The following is an 18,531-nucleotide window of genomic DNA, read 5'->3' on the forward strand; positions in this document are numbered from 1 at the left end:
GAGGGTGTGGATCCGTGCGAGTGGAATCTCCGGCGAAGTCCGAACTGGCCCGTCTTGTCTCCGAGCTTGCCGTCGTGCACGGCCGTGTCACCCTGTCCTCCGGCGCCGAGGCCGACTACTACGTCGACCTTCGGCGCGCGACGCTGCACCACGCGGCGGCGCCGCTGATCGGCAAGCTGCTGCGGCAGCTGACCGCCGACTGGGACTACGTCGCCGCCGGTGGGCTCACGCTCGGCGCCGACCCCGTGGCCTGCGCGATGATGCACGCCGCCGCGGCCGAGGGCGATGTGCTTGACGCCTTCGTGGTACGCAAGGAGACCAAGACCCACGGCATGCAGCGCCGGATCGAGGGCATCGAGGTCGCCGGGCAGCGTGTGCTCGCCGTCGAGGACACGTCGACGACCGGCGGCAGTGTGCTCACCGCCGTGCAGGCGCTGCGTGAGGCCGGCGCGACCGTGGTCGGCGTCGCCACGGTTGTCGACCGGAACACCGGGGTACGTGAAGCCATCGCGGAGGCCGGTCTGCCCTACCGGTACCTTCTCGATCTCTCCGATCTCGGTCTGTAGGAGGCGTCCTTGGTCGCTGCCCTGTCCGTCGTGGTGGTGCTGCTGCTGACCGCGCTCGGCGTCACGCTGAGCCACAACAGGTTCACCGTGCAGCGCGAGGCGGTCGAGCGGATGTGGCGGCGGGTGGACGCGGAGCTGCAACGCCGGCACGACCTGATCGGCGGCATCGTCGCCGTGACGAAGGCGGGCGGCGTGAACGTGAGCACGATCGTGCAGGCGCGGTCGCAGGCGATGGCCAGCCGGGGCGCGGGGCCGGTGGCCCAGAGCCGAGCCGAGCAGCTGCTCAACCAGCAGCTGACGGCGTTTCTGGCCGGCGTGCCGGCGCGGCTGCGGGAGGACCGGGACTTCGGGCTGCTGTGGGAGCAGATGGGCGAGAGCGACGAGCGGGTGGCGGCGGCGGCCCGCGACTACAACGACAGCGTGCACGCGCTGAACAGCCGGATCGTCGCCTTCCCCAGCAACATCGTGGCCGCCACGACCAAGGTGGCCCGGGCACAGTACTTTCTGCCGGGCGGGCGAACCCGGTGACCGAGGACGAGATGGGCCCGACCGAGTGGGTCGCGGCCGGTGCGGAGGTCGGCGTCGGGCCGTGGCCGGGACCGTGGCCCGACGACGACCGCTACGACCCGGAGCTGCTGGCCGAGGGCGACCGGCGCAACGTCGTCGACCACTACCGGTACTGGCGGCGCGAGGAGATCGTCGCCGACCTCGACCGCCGCCGGCACCCGTTCCACGTCGCCATCGAGAACTTCCAGCACGACCACAACATCGGCACGGTTGTCCGCACCGCCAACGCTTTCGCCGCCCGCGCCGTGCACATCGTCGGGCGGCGGCGCTGGAACCGGCGCGGGGCCATGGTCACCGACCGGTACCAGCACCTGCTCCACCACGAGGACGTCGAGTCGTTGGTGGCGTTCGCGCGGTCGGAGCGGCTGGAGATCATCGCCGTGGACAACACCCCCGGCTCGGTGCGGATCGAGACCACCGCGCTGCCGCGCGCCTGCGTGCTGCTGTTCGGGCAGGAGGGCCCGGGGCTGTCCGCCGCCGCGCAGGCGTCGGCGGACATGGTCGTGTCGATCGCCCAGTTCGGGTCCACCCGATCCATCAACGCCGGTGTCGCCGCCGGCATCGTCATGCACACCTGGGTGGCGCAACACGCCGACCTTCATACGTCCTGGTGATCGCGGTGTCTGCGGAATCGATCAAGCGCGCACGATGGGTCGGTGACGCACTCCCCGAACGCCCCCGCGCTGTGGGCCGCCAGGGCGGCCATGGCCGAGCGGGCCGTGCGGACAAGACACCTGCGGCGGCTGTGGGCCCTGCCCGGCACCAGACTCGCCGTCACCGGCTGGCCCGCCCGGGGCCGCCGGCTGCACCTGACCTGGCACTACTGGTGGCAGGCGCACCTGCTCGACTGCATGATCGATGCTCAGCTCCGGGCGCCCGCGCCGGAGCGCCTGCATGACATCGAGCGGCTGATCGACACCATTCGGCTGCGCAACGGCCGCCGGTGGCTCAATCGCTACTACGACGACATCGCCTGGCTGGGGCTGGCCCTGTGGCGAGCCGGCGAGGAGCTCGACGTCCGCCGCCCCGGGGCCCTCGAGGAGATCCGGCAGCGGCTTCGCGACGGTTGGACCGACCACGGCGGCGGCGGGATCTGGTGGCGTACCAAGGACAATCTCAAGAACGTCCCCGCCAACGGTCCGGCCGCGATGCTGTTCACCCGCCTCGGCGACCGCGCCGACCTCCAGCGCGCCCTGTCCATTGTGGACTGGATCGACGAGTGGCTCGTCGACCCCGACACCGGACTGGTGCTGGACGGCCTGCGCGTCGACCCCGACGGCGAGGTCTCCGGTGTCGTCGAATGGGCTTTCACCTACTGCCAAGGCGTTTTCATCGGCGCCTGCGTCGAGCTGTTCCTCGCCACCGGCAACCAGGTGTGGGCCACCTTCGCCCGCCGGACCGTGCTCGCCGTGGCCGAGCACATGGTCGGCGAGGGTGGTGTGCTGCCCGGCAACGGTGGCGGCGACGGCGGTCTCTTCGCCGGCATCCTCGCCCGGTATCTCGCCCACGCCGCCATCATCCTCGACGACAAGGACGCCGCCCAGATCGTCTACCTCTCCGCCGACTCCGCCTGGCGCAACCGGGCCGACATCCGAGGGGGTCCGTTGTTCGGGCCGGAATGGATGATGCCGGCCGCCCCCGGCCGGCGTCGCCCGGAGCGGGACCTGTCGGTGCAGCTGTCGGGCTGGATGCTCTTCGAGGCCGCGGCGGCGTTGGAGCGCAACGACGTCCACCCGCACACCGGTTGACCTCAACCTTGGTCGAGGTTGCATCGTTGCCCGTGGAAGGACCATCCGACGGGCGAGGAGCGAACCGTGATCTTGGTGACCGGCGCGACCGGGAGGGTCGGCGGCAGCGCGCTGACCCAGCTGCTGGACAGGGGCGTCGCGGTGCGCGCGCTGGTACGGGATCCCGAACGGGCCGCGGTGCCCGAGGGCGTCGAGGTGGTTCGCGGCGACCTGGCTGACCCGGCCGGCCTCCGCCCGGCCCTGGACGGCGTCGACTCGGTGTTCCTGGTGTGGCCCACCGTCGCCGCCGACCACGCCGCGCCGGCCACCATCGCCGAGATCGCCAAGCACGCGCGGCGCGTCGTCTACCTGTCCGCCAACGGGGTCACCGCCGACGCGACCGACGGGATCCTCGGCTCCCACGCCATGCTGGAGCGGCTGATCGAGGACTCCGGCGTGGAGTGGACCTTCCTGCGGCCGGGCGGCTTCGCGGCCAACGCCCTGGGCTGGGCCCCGCAGATCCGGGCCGAGGGCGTGGTCCGCTGGATCCACGGGGCCGCGCGCCGGTCGTTGATCCACGAGAGGGACATCGCGGCGGTGGGCGTCCGGGCCTTGACCGAGGACGGACTGGTCGGGGCGCGACCCGTGCTGACCGGGCCGGAGTCGATCAGCCAGGTCGAGCAGGCGCGGGCGATCGGACGGGCCATCGGCCGCGCCGTGCGGTTCGAGGAGGTGCCGGACGAGGTAGCGCGGCGGGCGATCTTCGCGGATCTGCCGGCGCCGGTCGTAGACGGCATCCTGGCCGCGCACGCCGCCATGGTGGCCAACCCCGAACCCGTCAACGACATGGTGGAACGGCTCACCGGCCGGCCCGCCCGCACGTTCGCCGACTGGGCCGTCGACCACGCCGCGGACTTCTCAGCCGCAGCCGCATGACTGGCGGTGCATGAGCTTCGCCGGGAGGCGGACGGTCTGCGGCTCCCGGGACGGGTCCTGGATGCGGGCCAGCAGCATCCGCACGGCGGTGCGGCCGATGTCGGCGATGGGCTGGGCCATGGTGGTCAGCGGCGGGTCGACGAGGTCGGCCCATTCGACGTCGTCGTAGCCGACCACGGCGAGGTCGGTGCCGATCTTGAGGTTGCGGCGGCGGGCCTCGTGCAGGACGCCGACCATCATGTTGTTGTTGCCGGCGACCACGGCGGTGGGTGGGGACGGCAGGGCGAGAAGCTGGCCGAGGGCGATGGCGCCGTGGGTGGAGGAGGACTCGCCGGAGGCGACGAGCTCGGGGTCCCAGGGCAGGCCGGCGCGGCCGAGACCGAGGCGGTAGCCGAGGGTCCGCTCGGACGACGTGGTGAGGCCGGAGGCGCCGCTGATCATCCCGATCCGACGGTGCCCGAGCTCGCCGAGGTGCTGCACCAGCGCCGACGTGGCCTGCACGTTCTCGGGGCCGACCTGGTCGATGGGCTGGTTGCCGGGCAGCCGGTCGACCAGCACGGTGGGGATGTTCAGGCGGCGGAGCTCGGGCAGGACGGTGCTGACGGCGCCGGGCGAGGGGGTGAGCAGCAGGCCGTCCACCCGGCGGGCCCGCAGCATCCGTACGGAGTACTCCTCGGTTTCGGCCTCGTCGTGGGTGTCGACGAGCAGCAGGGTGTAGCCGGCGGCGGTGGCCTCGCTCTCGATGGCCTGCATGAGCTCGGCGAAGTACGGGTTGGCGACCAGGGAGATGGCCACGCCGAGGGACCGGGTGCCGCCGGTGACCAGCGACCGGGCGATGACGTCGCCGGTGTAGCCGGTCCTGGCCACCGCGTCGAGGACCCGCTCCTTGGTCTCCGCCGCGACCGCCCTGGTGCCGTTGACGACGTGGGACACCGTCGTGATCGACACGCCGGCCAGCTGAGCGACGTCCTTCATCGTGACCATGGCAGCATTCCTTGCGACGCTTCGTGATCGAAACAGGTGCAACCGTTTGCGCAAACGCTTGCTGTGGACCTTACCCGTAATTAGCGTCGCCGCAACCAGCACCGCCGCTGATCAGGAGGGCCGTCATGAGAATGGGCCTGACGATGGGGACTCTCGTCGCCATCCTGGCCGTCACCACCACCGGCTGCACGACGCAACGCTACTGGGGTGGCTCCACCGCCGTCGGCAACAACACGCAGGCGAAGATCGGACTGGTCACCAAGACCGACACCAACCCGTACTTCGTGGCGCTCCGGCAGGCCGCGCAGGCCGAGGCGAGCAAGCTCGGCGCCCAGTTCACGGCGCTGGCCGGCAAGTTCGACGGCGACAACGACGGGCAGGTGACCGCGATCGAGAACCTGGTGCAGCGCGGCGTGAACACGATCCTGATCACGCCGAACAGCGCGACCGGCGTGCTCAGCGCCATCAAGCAGGCGCGGGACAAGGGCATCATGGTGATCGCGCTGGACACCGAGACCGATCCGGCCACCGCCGTCGATGCCACGTACGCGACGGACAACACCGCCGCCGGCCGGCAGGAGGGCCAGTACGTCAAGGCGGTGCTCGGCGACAAGCCGCCGCAACTGCTGATGCTGGACGGCACCGCGGGCTCCACAGTGGACACGCAGCGGCACACCGGGTTCCTGCAGGGCTTCGGTCTCTCCGACGGCGACCCGGCGATCATCGGCCACCAGTCGGTGAACGGCGACCAGAGCCAGGCTCAGCAGGGCATGGAGAACCTGCTGCAGCGCGCCACCTCCGTCAACGCCGTCTACACGCTCAACGAGCCGACGGCCCGCGGCGCCTACGCGGCGCTGCAGGCGCGGGGCCTGCTCAACCAGGTCGTGATGGGCTCCATCGACGGCGGCTGCCAGGGCGTGCAGGACGTCAAGGACGGCAAGTACGGCGCGACCGTCATGCAGTTCCCGGCCAAGATGGCCGCGCTGGGCGTCGACGCGGCCGTCGAGTACGCCAAGAGCGGCAAGAAGCCCAGCGGCTTCCAGAACACCGGCTCCATGGTCATCACCGACAAGCCGGTGCCCGGCATCCCGTCCCAGGACACCGCCTGGGGCCTGCAGAACTGTTGGGGGAAGTGAGATGGCCACCACCGCGAACGGAACCCGGGCGAGCTTCGGCGAGTACGTGCTGCGCACGCCCGCGGTCGGTCCGACCATCGCGCTCGTCGTCGCGGTCGTCGTGTTCTCCCTGTCCACCAGCACCTTCCTGGAGCTCGACAACCTCTCGCTGGTCGTCGAGCAGTCGCTGGTGGTCGGCACGATGGCGCTGGGCCAGACGCTGATCATCCTCACCGCCGGCATCGACCTGGCCAACGCGGCCAACACCGTGCTGGCCACGCTGCTGATGGCCAAGCTGGTGGTCGGCGGCGCGCCGGCCTGGCTGGCGCTGCTCGTCGGCATCGCCGCGGCCACCCTGATCGGCGCGCTGACCGGCGTGCTGGTCACCAACATCAAGCTGCCGCCGTTCATCGTCACGCTGGGCCTGCTGACCATCCTCACCGCGGTCAGCCGGATCTACACCGGCGAGTCGGTGCCGGTCAGCGACCCGCTGCTGTCCTGGCTGGGCACACGGCGCTACCTGTTCGGCGGCATCGAGGTCACCTACGGCATGACGGTGGCGCTCGTGATGTTCCTCGTCGTCTGGTACGCGCTGACCAAAACCGGCTGGGGCAAGCATGTCTACGCCGTCGGCAACGAGCCGGAGGCGGCCCGGCTGTCCGGCATCAACGTCCAGCGCACGGTCATCGGCGTCTACATCATCGCCGGCCTGATCTACGGCATCGCCGCCTGGCAGGCGCTGGGCCGTGTGCCCAACGCGGACCCGAACGCGTACCAGACGGCCAACCTGGACTCGATCACGGCGGTGGTCATCGGCGGCACGAGTCTGTTCGGCGGCCGGGGAAGCGTGCTCGGCACGCTCGTCGGCGCACTGATCGTCACGGTGCTGCGCAGCGGCCTCACCCAGGCCGGCATCGACGACCTGTACCAGAACGTGGCGACCGGCATCCTGGTGATCGCCGCCGTCGCGCTCGACCGGTTCACGCGAGGGAGGCAGCGATGACCGAGCCGATCCTGCGGGCTCGTGGCCTGGTCAAGCGGTACGGCCGGGTGACGGCGATCGACGGCGCGGACTTCGACCTGCTGCCCGGCGAGGTGCTGGCGGTGGTCGGCGACAACGGCGCCGGCAAGTCCAGCCTGATCAAGGCGCTGTCCGGGGCGCTGGTCCCGGACGCCGGCGAGATCCGGGTGGACGGCGAGGCCGTGCACTTCCGGGGTCCGCTGGACGCCCGCCGGGCCGGCATCGAGACCGTGTACCAGGACCTGGCGCTCGCGCCGGCGCTGGACATCGCCACGAACCTGTTCATGGGCCGGGAGAAGCGGATCGGCGGCTGGCGCGGCAAGTTCCTGCGCACCTTGGACGCCAGGGCCATGCGGACCGAGGCGCAGCGGGTGCTCGACGAGTTGGGCATCAACATCAAGTCGATCCAGCAGCTGGTGGAGACGCTGTCCGGCGGCCAACGGCAGGCCGTCGCGGTGGCGCGGGCGGCGGCGTTCGGCACCAAGGTCGTGATCATGGACGAGCCGACGGCCGCGCTCGGCGTGGCCGAGTCGGCCAAGGTGCTGGAGCTGATCGGCCGGATCCGCGACCGCGGCCTGCCGGTGGTGCTGATCAGCCACAACATGCCGCACGTGTTCGAGATCGCCGACCGGGTCCACGTGCACCGGCTGGGTAAGCGGGTCGCGCTGGTCAAGCCGGGCGAGAGCAGCATGAACGAGGTGGTCGGGCTGCTCACCGGCGCGCTGCGGATGGGTGATGATGGTGTGGTGGAAGAAGTTCGCAACGCCGTGACGACAGGGCTGGGCAGTCACCGGAAGTCGGCCGAGTGACCAGGATCCTGCTCGCCGGTCTGTGCACGGTGGACGTCGTGCAGCGGGTGGCCGACATACCCGCTGCCGGCGAGAAGGTGCAGTCGGAGACGGTCGCGTTGGCCGCGGGAGGTCCCGCGGCCAACGCCGCCGTCGCGGTCGCCGCGCTCGGCGGCATCCCGACCCTGCTGACGGCGCTGGGCGCGCATCCGCTGGCGCTGCTTGCCCTGCGGGACCTCGATGATCACGGCGTCACCGTAGTGGATCTGTTGCCGGCCAAGCAGGATCCGCCGACCGTCAGCGCCGTGACCGTGCGGGACCATGACGGCGAGCGGACCGTGGTGTCGCACAATGCCGCCGGCACAACGATTCTGCCGCCGGTGGAGATCCTGGAGACCGACGCCGTGCTGGTCGACGGGCATCACCCGGCGCTGGCGTTGCGGGTGGCGCGGGCGACGGCGCCGGTCGTGCTGGATGCCGGCAGTCTCAAGGACGTGCACTCCGAACTGCTGCCGCTGGTGGATGTCTGTGCCTGCTCGGCGAGTTATCCGCTCAGCACCAAGGAGTTGCACGACCGTGGCGTGCCGGTGGTGATCCGTACGCACGGCCCCGGCGCGGTCGAGTGGTCGTGCGACGGGCGGACCGGCGAGGTGCATGCGCAGCGGGTCCCCGCCCGGGACACCTCCGGCGCCGGCGACGTCTGGCACGGGGCGCTGACGTTCGGCGTCGGGCGGCTGGGCCGCGTGCCGACCGCCGACGACCTGCCGGGGCTGATCGACCTGGCCAACCGGGTCGCCGGCGTCAAGGTGCGGCATGTCGGCCCGCGCGGCTGGGTGGACGAGGTGCGAGGGGGAACCTGGTGAGGTTCGACGACCTGGTGGCCCGGGCCGAACGGCTGGCGGTCACCGGCCGGCGGTCGTTGCTGGGCATCTGCGGCGCGCCCGGCGCGGGCAAGTCCACGCTGGCGGCGCGCCTCGTCGACGCCCTCGGCGACCGGGCCGTGCTCGTCGGCATGGACGGCTTCCACCTGGCGCAGCGGGAACTCGACCGGCTCGGCCGGGCCGAGCGGAAGGGCGCGCCGGACACCTTCGACGCCGCCGGCTACGTCGACCTGCTCGAACGGCTGCGCCGGCACGGCCCCGACACCGTCTACGCCCCCGAGTTCCGGCGCGAGATCGAGGAACCCATCGCCTGCGCCGTTCCCGTGTTTCGGGAAACGCCGTTGGTCGTCACCGAGGGCAACTACCTCCTGTTGACCGACGAGCCGTGGAACCGGGTTCGGCCGCTGCTGGACGAGGCCTGGTTCCTCGCCCCCGACGAGCAGGTGCGAATTGCCCGTCTGATCGCCCGTCACGAGGCGTTCGGACGCTCCGCCGAGCAGGCCCGTTGCCGGGCGTTAGGCTCTGACCAGGCCAATGCGGTGCGGGTCGACGCCACTTCGGGGCGGGCCGACCTGGTGATCGCTGAGGAGGAGCTGACGTGATCAGGGAACTGCTGACCTCGGCCAAGACGATCGCCGTCGTCGGGTTGTCGACCCAGCCGTGGAAGGCCGCGCACTCGGTGCCGGCCGCGCTCAAGGCCGCCGGGTACAAGGTGATTCCCGTGCACCCGAGCGCCACCGAGATCCTGGGCGAGAAGGCCTACCGCAGCCTGCTCGACATCCCCGAGAAGATCGACATCGTGGACGTGTTCCGTCCCGCCGACGAGGCCCCCGCCATCGCCGAGCAGGCCGTGCAGGTCAAGGCCGGCGCGCTGTGGCTGCAGCTGGGCATCGCCAACCCGCAGGCCCGGGAGATCGCCGAGGCCGCCGGGATGACCTACGTCGAGGACCGTTGCATCGCCGTCGAACGGTCAATGCTCGGGCTGTAGCCGAGTGGTCGGCGAGCGGATCAAGCGTCGACGGGCTCTTCCTCGACGGGTTCGACGGGCTGACGGCTGTCCTGCCGGTAGTGGATGACCCCGACGACCGTGGTCGTGACGACGACACCCACGGCGATCACCAGCGCGACGGTCTTCAGCCACGGAACCTGGTCGAGCAGTCCGGTGCCGAAGTAGCCGACGGTCATGAACACGCCGACCCAGGCGGCGGTGCTGACGATCGAGGCGAGCAGGAACTTCACCGGGTTCATCCCGGCCGCGCCGGCGATGGTGGGCACCACGGTCCGCACCCACGGCACCATGCGAGCGAGCGTCACGGCCCAGAATCCCCAGCCGTCGAGCAGCCGCTGCGCCCGTTCCAGGTTCCGTTTGTTCAGGATCTTGCCGTCACGTCTGGCGACGAACTTGTGGCCGGTCTTGCGGGCGAACAGGTAGCCGCACTGCCCGCCGCCGACGCCGGCGGCCCAGGCCAGCCCGGCGAAGATCCACGCCTGGCCGGCGTGATGCTGCTGCGCGAAGAAGATCCCGGCGGTGAACAGCAGCGAATCGCCGGGAAACAGCAGCCCGATGAGGAATCCGCACTCGACGAAAATGCACACGAGAGCGATCACCGTCAGCACTACGGGGCCGACGGCGTCCAGTGAACCGAAGGCCATCTCGTGCGGGTGCACGTCCGACACCCTATGTCGTCGACGCGGCGGCTGTCCCCGAACCGTGTGAAGGGGACAGCCGCCGCGCCTGCCGACCTTTACTCCGTGTAGCCCAGCTCCACGTCGTGCACGGTCTCCTGACCTGCGGAGACGCGGAGCGCGGCGGCCACCGGCGGGTACCCGCTGGCGATCACGGTGTAGTCACCTTCGGACAGATCCCCGAAGCTGTACTGCCCGTCCGACCCCGTGGTGGTGGCCGCGACGACCTGCCCGTCCGGCGCGACCAGGGTCACCCGGGCGTCGGCCAGCGGCTGCCCCTGGTCGTTGCGGGCCACGCCGCCGAGCGTCGCGCCACCGGCCAGTTCGACGTCCTGGCGCGTGGTGCCGCTGTCGCCGATGCTCACCGGCAGCGCCGTCGGCCGGAACGACTCGGCGCTGACGACGAGGGTGTACTCGCCGCCGACCAGTTCGGTGAACTGGTACGACCCGCCGGCGTCGGTGGACCGCGACCCCACGACCTCGCCGCGCACGTCGGCCAGCGTCACGGTGGCCTCGACCACCGGGTGGCCGCCGAGCGCCGTGACGACGCCGACCAGGCCGCCGGTGCCGGTGAGCACCACGTCGAAGTTGACCGGGGCGCCGTTCACCACGACCGTCGAGGCCTGCGGCTGGTGCGAGCCGGCCGAGGCGATCAACACGTACGTGCCGTTGGCCGGCGCGGCCAGGTCGTAGCCGCCGTCCTGGGCGCTGACGGTCCGCCCGACCTGCTTGCCGTTCAGGTCGATCACGGTCAGCGCGGCGGCGTGCACCGGGCTGCCGTCGGGCCGCCGCACGAAGCCGCGAACCGGGGTTCCGGCCAGCGTGCCGAGGGTTCCCTCCAGGTGCGAGTGACCGTTGCCGTTCCCGTTCATCGCATGCCGTCCGGAGGTGTCGAACGGCTCGGTGCTGGCGAGCGCCGCCGGCGCGGGCGCCGGCTCGGGCTCGGTGGTCAGCACGATGCCGCCCTCCTCGGCGGCCTGCGCCTGGATGCCGGACTGCGTGCGCAGCGGCACCTCCTTGGTGAACACCGTCAGCACGAAGGCCACGGCGGCGACGATCGCGGCGCCGATGAACACGATGTGCATCGCGTTGGTGAAGCCCTCCTGGAAGGGCTGCGCCAGGATCGCCGGGTTGAGCTTCTGGATGAACGAGGAGTCCTGCAGCGCGCCGCCGGCGTTGCCGCCCTTGAGCGCGGAGAACAGCGGCGCGTTGTTCGGGTCCTGCACCACCGACGGCGTGTGGATGGCGGCCTGGAACGCCTGCGTCGGCACGATCGCCGCGAACGCGTCCTTGATCTTGTCGCCGACCGTGCTGAACAGCAGCGACAGGAAGACCGCGGTGCCGACGGTGCCGCCCATCGACCGGAAGAAGGTCGCCGACGCGGTCGCCACGCCCATGTCCCGCGGCGGCACCGCGTTCTGGGTGGCCAGCGTCAGCGTCTGCATGCACAGGCCCAGGCCGATGCCGAAGATCGCCATGTAGATGTCGACCTCGAGCAGGCTGGTGTCCCACTGCAGCCGGTAGAACAGCAGAGCGCCGGCGCCGATCAGCACGGTGCCGATGACCGGGAACAGCTTGTAGCGGCCGGTGCGTGCGGTGATGATGCCGGAGCCGAGCGAGGCGATCATCATCGCCAGCACGAACGGCAGCATCAGCAGGCCGGACTGGGTCGGGGTGTTGCCCTTCACGATCTGCAGGTACTGCGGGATCATCGCGATCCCGCCGAACATCGCGACGCCGACCAGCACGCCGGTGACCGAGGTGAGGCTGAACACGGAGCTGCGGAACAGCCGCAGCGGGATGAGCGCGTCGTCCTTGGCGTAGTGCTCGGCGATCACGAAGGCGATCAGGCCGAGGGCGCCGACGATGTAGCAGATCCAGGCGTCCTGCGAGGTCCAGCCCCATTCGCGGCCCTGCTCGGCGACGATCAGCAGCGGCACCAGGCCGATGGCGATGAACGCCGACCCCAGCCAGTCGATGCGCCGCTTCACGTTCGAGGCCTTGCGCGGCAGGTTGAGCACCACGGCGACGACCGCGAACGCCAGCACGCCGATCGGCACGTTCACCAGGAACACCCAGCGCCAGCCGTCGATGCCCAGGATGCTGGACTGGCCGGCCAGGGCGCCGCCGATGACCGGGCCGAGCACGCTGGAGGTGCCGAACACGGCCAGGAACATGCCCTGGTAGCGGGCCCGCTCCCGGGGCGGCACGATGTCGCCGATGATGGCCAGCGCCAGCGACATCAGGCCGCCGGCGCCGATGCCCTGGAACGCGCGGAACGCGGCCAGCTCGTACATCGAGGTGGCGAAGGTGCAGGCCAGTGAGCCGATCACGAAGATGGCGATCGCCGACAGGTAGAACGGCTTGCGGCCGTACATGTCGGACAACTTGCCGTACAGCGGCGTGGCGATGGTCGAGGTGATCAGGTAGGCGGTGGTCGCCCACGCCTGCTGGTCCAGGCCGTGCAGCTGGTCGGCGATGGTCCGGATGGCGGTGGAGACGATGGTCTGGTCCAGCGCCGCCAGGAACATGCCCAGCATCAGGCCGGACAGGATGGTGAGGATCTGCCGGTGGGTGAACGTCCCGGGGACGTGCTCTGCCTTGGAGGTGGGCGCCGCCACCGGAGCGGCCGTGCTTGTCATCGTGTTGCCTTTCGCTGCTCGGCGATCGCGGTGGCCATCTGCGGTCGGTAGTTCTCGATGTCGGTGTTGAGCGCGTCGAACAGCTCCACGAGCTGGCGGCGGCGCTCGATCGGCCAGTTGCCGAGCATCTGGTCGATGTGGTGGTTGCGCTGGGCGCGGAGCTCGTCGAACAGCCGGCGGCCGTCGTCGGTGGCGGCCAGCAGGCACGCGCGTCCGTCCAACGGGTCGGCCTGCCGTTCGACCAGGCCGGCGCGGACGAGCTGGGCCACCTGTCGGCTGACCGTGGACGGGTCCGAGTGGACCGCGTCGGCCAGCGCGCTCGCCCGCTTCGGGCCGTTGATCACCAGGTGGGCCATCAGCATGTAGCCGGCCTTCTCGACGCCGTGCGGCTTGTCGGTGAACTGGTGGTGGGCCCGTTCCAGCAGCCGAAGGAAGCGGACCAGCTGGAGGCCCAGCTGGTCGGCGTTGTCCAGCCGCTCCTGGGTCGTCTCCATGTCCTACCTCCCTCGTGAAGATCGATGGTTGCTCCAACCAAGCAGTTGGATAGTACAAGCATCTGCGCGAACAGAGTAGTGGGCAAGTCCAATGGTTGTGAAACTCAACACTCGACCGGGTGACTACGGTGAGGTGCATGAACGCTGTCGTTCAGGCCCTCCAGGAGGCCCTCGGCGCCGACTCCGTGCGCGTCGACCCGGACGTCACCGCCACCTACAGCCGGGACATGATGCCGCTGGCTCCGGTCGGGCAGCCGCTGGCCGTGGTCTTCCCGGAGAACGCCGAGCAGGTGCAGGCCGTGGTCCGCATCTGCGCCGGGGCCGGCGTCCCGATCGTGCCGCGCGGCGCGGGCAGCGGGCTGTCCGGCGCCGCCAACGCCATCGACGGCTGCGTGATGCTGGTGACCACCCGGATGAACGCCATCTTGGAGATCGACCAGGACAACCGGCTGGCCGTGGTCGAACCGGGCGTGGTCAACCTGGACCTGCGCGACGCCGTGGAGAAGCACGGGCTGTTCTACCCACCGGACCCGTCCAGCTACGACTGGTGCTCCATCGGCGGCAACCTGTCCACCAACGCCGGCGGTCTGTGCTGCGTGAAGTACGGGGTGACCACGGACTCCGTGCTCGGCCTGGAGGTCGTGCTCGCGGACGGCTCGCTGCTGAAGACGGGGAGGCGCACGGTCAAGGGGGTTGCCGGCTACGACCTGACGAAACTGTTCATCGGCAGCGAGGGCACGCTCGGCGTGATCACCAAGGCGGTGCTGGCGCTGCGGCCGCTGCCGCAGGCGCCGGCCACGCTGGTGGCGGCGTTCAGCACGACCGCGGCGGCCGGCGTCGCCGTGACGAACATCGTGCGCAGCGGCACCGTGCCGTCGCTGATGGAGATCATGGATGCCGTCTCCATCAAGGCCGTCGAGCAGCACCTGAAGACCGAGGTAGGCCCGCCCGGCTGCGAGGCGCTGCTGCTGTGCCAGTCCGACTCCGGCGGCGAGGTGGCCCGGCTGGAGCTGGAGAAGGTGGAGCTGGCCTGCCAGGCCGCCGGCGCGGACATGACCTACGTGACGACCGACCTGGCCGAGGGGCGGATGCTGCTGACCGCGCGGCGGGCCGTGCTGACCGCGCTGGAGGTCTACGGCGCGTGGCTCACCGACGACGTGTGCGTGCCGCGGACCGCGATCGCCGACCTGATCGCCGGCTGCCAGACCATCAGCGAGCGGCACCGGGTGAAGATCGCCGTGGTCGGGCACGCCGGCGACGGCAACATGCACCCGACGCTGGTCTACGACCCCGCCGACGCCGACGAGTTCGCCCGGGCCCGGATCGCCTTCGACGAGATCCTGGAGCTGGGCCTCGGACTCGGCGGCACGGTGACCGGTGAGCACGGCATCGGCAAGATCAAGCGGGAGTGGCTGGCCCGCGAGATCGGCCCGGTCGGGCTGGCCGTGCACCGGTCGATCAAGCAGGCGCTGGACCCGGGCAACCTGTTCAACCCGGGCTCGATGTTCGCTATGGAGTAGGGATCTCGCGGAAGCCGACCTGGCGCAGCACCCGGCCGACGTACTCCAGCACGTCGTCGTGCCGGGGTGGCACCAGCATCCGGTAGAACAACGCCCCCACGATGATCTCCACGATCACCTCGGGGTCGGCGTCCGGCGGCAGCATGCCCTCCCGGATCGCCCTTCGGACCAGCCGAATCCCGCCCTCCCGGCGCTTCGACCCGGAGGCCCGCCAGAACGCGTCGAACAGCTCCGGGTGGCTGAAGGTGGAGCCGATGAGCTGGGCCAGCAGCGGCGCCAGCCGGCGGTCGGCGATGGCGTCCGTCATCGTGCCGACCATGCGGGCGAACACCTCCGGGTACGGCAGCGTGTCGTACTCCTCGTCGGTCAGGTCGGGCGCGTTGCGGCCGTAGACGATGGCCTGGACGAGCAGCTCCTCCTTGGACGACCAGCGCCGGTACACGGTCAGCCGGGCGACGCCGGCCCGCTTGGCGATCTGCTCGATGCTCGTGCCGTCCACCCCGCGCTCGGCGAACAGTTCCAGCGCCGCCCGCAGGATCGCCTCGTCCGCCTCGGGATCGCGAGGTCGGCCCGCGGTCTTCAGCTCGCCAGTGTCTCGTCCAGCCACCTGCCCAGCCTTGCCGGTGCCGGCCGTCCCTGCCAAGCCAGGTGCCCGTCGGGGCGGACGAGCCTGGTCACCGGGCCCGTCTCGACGAGCAGGTCGTCGCCCAGCCGCTCCTTCGCAACCGGCACGTGCGGGTCGTCGGCCGTGGGGACCTCCAGCACCCAGCGGCCGTTCGTCCATCGGGACGCGATCTCCGGCACGCGGTCGCCGCGCGGGCCGAGCGGGCCGCGCCGGTAGGTCAGCGCCAGCTGGCTCGTGCGCTCGAACAACTTCCGTTGCGCCACCGGGAGATTGAGCAGCGGCAGGAACACGGCGTCGCGCAGCAGGCGGCGCCAGAAGCCCATGCCGAGCACGAACGACGTCAGCGCGGTGGTGCCGCTCAGCACCTCCTCGGCGATCGGCCGCCGCTCCGTCTCGTACGTGTCGATCAACCGCTCGGTGGCCCGGCCGTGGAGCACCATTGCCAGCTTCCAGGCCAGGTTCTCGGCGTCGCCGATGCCGGTGTTCATGCCCTGGCCGCTGAACGGGCTGTGCACGTGCGCCGCGTCGCCGGCGAGCAGGATCCGGCCGCGGCGGTAGGCGCCGGCCAGGCGGCGGTGGATGGTGAACGTGGACGTCCAGTCGCAGGCCCCGAACTCGGCCGTCAGCCCGCTTCGCTTCGGCAGCATGGCCTTCAACTCGGCCAGCACGTCGACGGGGCCGGTGCCCGGCAGTTCGCCCTGCAGCCGCCAGAGGTCGTTGCCCGGCAACGGAAACGCCGCGAACATGCCGGCCGTGCCGAGCCAGACCGTCACACCGTCGCGCGGCACCGGCCAGTCCAGGTGCACGTCCGCGAGCAGGAACCGTTCCGCCAGCGGCACTCCCGGGAAGTCGATGCCGGCGAGCTTGCGGACGGTGCTGTGCGAGCCGTCGCAGCCGAGCAGCCAGTCGCCGCGAATGGGCTCACCCGCCTGCACGGTGATGCCTTCGGCGTCCTGGCTCATGTCGGTGACGGCCGTGCCCCACTCGACCTTGCCGCCCAGCTCCGACAGCCGGTCCCGCAACGACTTCTCGATCTCCGACTGGCTGATCAGCGCCCCGCGGCCGGCCCACCGGTCCAGCCGCAGCTCCATCATCGGCCGCCCGCCGGCGAGCGTCGTCACCCGGCGGATGTCCATGCTGCGCTCCGGCAGGTCCCCGAGCGCACCCACCCGGTTGAGCACCTCCGCCCCGCGCGGCTGCAGCCCCAGCGCCCGGGACGTCGAGGCCGGACCCTCGGCCGCGTCCAGCACCCGTACCGGCACGCCCCGCTGCATCAGGGCACACGCCGCAGTCAGCCCCGTCGGCCCCGCGCCCGCGATCAGCACCGTCACGACCCCTCCCCAGGATTAGTAAACAGAACAGCACTGTTTACTAATTGGAGCAGAAGAGACCGCCCCCGTCCAGGGGGCGGTCTCGGGGCTACGACCTCAGCGAATGCGGTCGATGCGCTGGGTGGCGTCCATGTCCTCGGAGCGCATGTCGAACTGCTGGGTGGCGTCCAGGGCCGGACCCTCGCCGGCGAGGGCCTCCCGCTCGATGCGCTCGCGGCGGGCCTTGATCACCTCGAACACGATCGGGATGACCGACAGCACCGGGATGGCGATCAGGAAGACCTCGAGGTTGTCGTGCACGAACTGGATCTGGCCGAGGAAGTAGCCGCCCAGCGGCACGAGCACGGCCCACAGCACGCCGCCGATGGCGGAGTAGGTGAAGAACTTGCGCTGGTCCATCTTGCCGACGCCGGCGATGGCGGTGATGAACGTGCGCACGATCGGCACGAAACGGGCCAGGATGATGGCCCGGGCGCCGTACTTCTCGAAGAACTCGTGGGTGCGCTCGACGTGCTTGCGCTTGAAGATCTTGGAATCGGGCCGGTCGAACAGCTTCGGACCGATGCCGCGGCCGATCCAGTAGCCGGTGACGTTGCCGACGACGGCACACACGGAGAGGATCACGCAGGCCAGCCACAGTGGCATGTCCACCACGCCGCGGGCGATCAGCAGGCCCAGGGTGAACAACAGCGTGTCACCCGGGATCAGGAAGCCGATCAGGATGCCGCAGTCGGCGAAGATCAGCAGGGCCACGCCCAGGAAGACGTACGGCCCGAGGCCCTGCAGGATGGTGTCGGCGTTCAGCCAACCCGGCAGGGCGATGACGGTGGTCGTGCTCGCGGCGATCGCGGTGGTCACGACTCACCAAGGTACAGGTGTTCGCTGAGTGTCCGATTTACAGCATGCTCAGCAGCCCGGCCACGGCCCCGCCGGCCAGCCCCAACACCAGCGCGAACAGCAGGATCAGCCAGCCCGGCACCTGCCCCCGCTCGGCCCGCATCTTCGTGGTCGGCACGGCGTTGGTGGCCACGGCCCGAGTGGGCGGCTCCGGCAGCAGGTGGTCGAACTCGCCGACCGGCGGGCCGACGGTGCTGCCGACCTCGCTGCCGGAGATCAGGCCGAAGCCGGGACCGGCGCCGACCGGCCCGTACAGGTTCTCCAGCGGCGAGAACCGCTCGGTCTCCACGTGGTGCTGGGCGTTGTTGATCCGGATCGTGGCCAGCTCGCCGGTCGAGGGGCCGGAGCTGAGCTCCCGCAGCACCATCTCCTCGGTGAACGCGCTGTCCCCGGACCCGGCGGGCGGCCGAGGGACGGCCTCGGGCTCCTTGGCGACGGCCTCGTCGGCAGCGGGCGCCTCCGGAGCCGATTCGGGCTCGTCCGCGCCGTCTTCCTCCGCGGTCGCCGCGTCGTCGGCGGCCTCGTCGGTGGCGTCCGGCTCGTCCGCGTCGGCTTCCCCCGTGGTGGCTTCGTCCGCCGCGACGTCCTCGACGGCCGACTTCTCGTCGGCGGCCTCGGGTTGCTCCTCGGCCTCCTCGGCGGCCTTGGTCAGCACGGCGGGCAGCGGCGGCATCGTGACCGGCGCGCTCACCGCCTGGGCGCGCAGGGCCTCCGCCAGCAGCCGCTCCGGGTCGTCGGACTTGCTCACGAC

Annotated in this window: 20 protein-coding genes; 12 read left to right on the forward strand and 8 right to left on the reverse strand. The window is 70.9% G+C overall.

Annotation, left to right across the window (positions count from 1 at the left end):
* Positions 1-14 precede the first annotated feature (14 nt).
* From pyrE to BJ998_RS20080, 5 genes are all read left to right on the forward strand, one after another.
* Positions 15-566, forward strand: a complete 552-nt coding sequence (gene pyrE / locus BJ998_RS20060; RefSeq protein ID WP_312890229.1) for an orotate phosphoribosyltransferase — start codon at positions 15-17, stop codon at positions 564-566.
* Positions 567-575: 9 nt separating this feature from the next.
* The gene (locus BJ998_RS20065) at positions 576-1,094 is read left to right on the forward strand and encodes a LemA family protein (RefSeq protein WP_184863820.1); all 519 of its coding nucleotides are present in this window, start codon (positions 576-578) and stop codon (positions 1,092-1,094) included.
* 11 nt (positions 1,095-1,105) lie between these two features.
* Positions 1,106-1,747 carry a TrmH family RNA methyltransferase gene (locus tag BJ998_RS20070; RefSeq protein ID WP_184868803.1) on the forward strand — a complete coding sequence of 214 codons (642 nt, stop codon included), beginning with the start codon at positions 1,106-1,108 and terminating at the stop codon, positions 1,745-1,747.
* A 42-nt stretch (positions 1,748-1,789) separates the two neighbouring features.
* A complete protein-coding gene (locus tag BJ998_RS20075; RefSeq protein WP_376775878.1) occupies positions 1,790-2,881 on the forward strand; it encodes a glycoside hydrolase family 76 protein in 1,092 nt (363 codons plus the stop codon).
* Between the two features lie 66 nt (positions 2,882-2,947).
* Positions 2,948-3,796: an SDR family oxidoreductase gene (locus tag BJ998_RS20080; RefSeq protein ID WP_184863822.1), complete on the forward strand. Its 849-nt coding sequence runs from the start codon at positions 2,948-2,950 to the stop codon at positions 3,794-3,796.
* Here BJ998_RS20080 and BJ998_RS20085 read toward each other — a convergent pair.
* Positions 3,779-4,780 (reverse strand): LacI family DNA-binding transcriptional regulator, encoded by a 1,002-nt coding sequence (locus tag BJ998_RS20085; protein WP_184863824.1) that lies wholly within the window; start codon positions 4,778-4,780, stop codon positions 3,779-3,781. The two genes, BJ998_RS20080 and BJ998_RS20085, sit on opposite strands and share 18 nt — an antisense overlap.
* A gap of 125 nt (positions 4,781-4,905) precedes the next feature.
* Here BJ998_RS20085 and BJ998_RS20090 point away from each other — a divergent pair, with 125 nt between their 5' ends.
* The 6 genes from BJ998_RS20090 to BJ998_RS20115 are packed head-to-tail and all read left to right on the forward strand — an operon-like array spanning position 4,906 to position 9,573.
* Entirely contained in the window at positions 4,906-5,916 is a 1,011-nt protein-coding gene (locus BJ998_RS20090) for a substrate-binding domain-containing protein (protein ID WP_221338072.1), read from the forward strand.
* Between the two features lies 1 nt (position 5,917).
* Positions 5,918-6,898, forward strand: a complete 981-nt coding sequence (locus BJ998_RS20095) for an ABC transporter permease (protein WP_184863826.1) — start codon at positions 5,918-5,920, stop codon at positions 6,896-6,898.
* The gene (locus BJ998_RS20100; RefSeq protein ID WP_184863828.1) at positions 6,895-7,725 is read left to right on the forward strand and encodes an ATP-binding cassette domain-containing protein; all 831 of its coding nucleotides are present in this window, start codon (positions 6,895-6,897) and stop codon (positions 7,723-7,725) included. Before BJ998_RS20095 ends, BJ998_RS20100 begins: the two co-directional genes overlap by 4 nt.
* Positions 7,726-7,730: 5 nt before the next feature.
* On the forward strand, positions 7,731-8,567 hold the full coding sequence (locus BJ998_RS20105; RefSeq protein WP_184868806.1) for a PfkB family carbohydrate kinase: 837 nt from the start codon (positions 7,731-7,733) through the stop codon (positions 8,565-8,567).
* The gene (locus tag BJ998_RS20110; RefSeq protein WP_184868807.1) at positions 8,561-9,187 is read left to right on the forward strand and encodes a nucleoside/nucleotide kinase family protein; all 627 of its coding nucleotides are present in this window, start codon (positions 8,561-8,563) and stop codon (positions 9,185-9,187) included. The genes BJ998_RS20105 and BJ998_RS20110 overlap by 7 nt, the downstream gene beginning before the upstream one ends.
* Positions 9,184-9,573 carry a CoA-binding protein gene (locus tag BJ998_RS20115; protein ID WP_184863830.1) on the forward strand — a complete coding sequence of 130 codons (390 nt, stop codon included), beginning with the start codon at positions 9,184-9,186 and terminating at the stop codon, positions 9,571-9,573. Before BJ998_RS20110 ends, BJ998_RS20115 begins: the two co-directional genes overlap by 4 nt.
* A gap of 20 nt (positions 9,574-9,593) precedes the next feature.
* Here the strand turns inward: BJ998_RS20115 and BJ998_RS20120 are convergent, their stop codons facing one another.
* The 3 genes from BJ998_RS20120 to BJ998_RS20130 all read right to left on the reverse strand — a co-directional run bounded on the left by BJ998_RS20120 (position 9,594) and on the right by BJ998_RS20130 (position 13,407).
* On the reverse strand, positions 9,594-10,253 hold the full coding sequence (locus BJ998_RS20120; protein WP_312890231.1) for a DedA family protein: 660 nt from the start codon (positions 10,251-10,253) through the stop codon (positions 9,594-9,596).
* A gap of 77 nt (positions 10,254-10,330) precedes the next feature.
* Positions 10,331-12,913, reverse strand: a complete 2,583-nt coding sequence (locus tag BJ998_RS20125) for an MFS transporter (RefSeq protein ID WP_184863832.1) — start codon at positions 12,911-12,913, stop codon at positions 10,331-10,333.
* The gene (locus BJ998_RS20130; protein WP_184863834.1) at positions 12,910-13,407 is read right to left on the reverse strand and encodes a MarR family winged helix-turn-helix transcriptional regulator; all 498 of its coding nucleotides are present in this window, start codon (positions 13,405-13,407) and stop codon (positions 12,910-12,912) included. Before BJ998_RS20130 ends, BJ998_RS20125 begins: the two co-directional genes overlap by 4 nt.
* Positions 13,408-13,544: 137 nt before the next feature.
* Here BJ998_RS20130 and BJ998_RS20135 point away from each other — a divergent pair, with 137 nt between their 5' ends.
* A complete protein-coding gene (locus tag BJ998_RS20135) occupies positions 13,545-14,927 on the forward strand; it encodes an FAD-binding oxidoreductase (protein ID WP_184863836.1) in 1,383 nt (460 codons plus the stop codon).
* On the opposite strand, the gene BJ998_RS20140 is transcribed toward BJ998_RS20135, so the two are convergent.
* The 4 genes from BJ998_RS20140 to BJ998_RS20155 form a co-directional block, all read right to left on the reverse strand.
* The gene (locus tag BJ998_RS20140) at positions 14,917-15,534 is read right to left on the reverse strand and encodes a TetR/AcrR family transcriptional regulator (RefSeq protein ID WP_184863838.1); all 618 of its coding nucleotides are present in this window, start codon (positions 15,532-15,534) and stop codon (positions 14,917-14,919) included. The two genes, BJ998_RS20135 and BJ998_RS20140, sit on opposite strands and share 11 nt — an antisense overlap.
* Entirely contained in the window at positions 15,507-16,883 is a 1,377-nt protein-coding gene (locus BJ998_RS20145) for an FAD-dependent monooxygenase (RefSeq protein WP_184863840.1), read from the reverse strand. The genes BJ998_RS20140 and BJ998_RS20145 overlap by 28 nt, the downstream gene beginning before the upstream one ends.
* 96 nt (positions 16,884-16,979) lie before the next feature.
* Positions 16,980-17,741, reverse strand: a complete 762-nt coding sequence (locus BJ998_RS20150; protein ID WP_184863842.1) for a DedA family protein — start codon at positions 17,739-17,741, stop codon at positions 16,980-16,982.
* Positions 17,742-17,778: 37 nt separating this feature from the next.
* Entirely contained in the window at positions 17,779-18,528 is a 750-nt protein-coding gene (locus BJ998_RS20155) for a hypothetical protein (protein ID WP_184863844.1), read from the reverse strand.
* Positions 18,529-18,531 lie beyond the last annotated feature (3 nt).

The organism is Kutzneria kofuensis (assembly GCF_014203355.1).
Lineage (GTDB): Bacteria > Actinomycetota > Actinomycetes > Mycobacteriales > Pseudonocardiaceae > Kutzneria > Kutzneria kofuensis.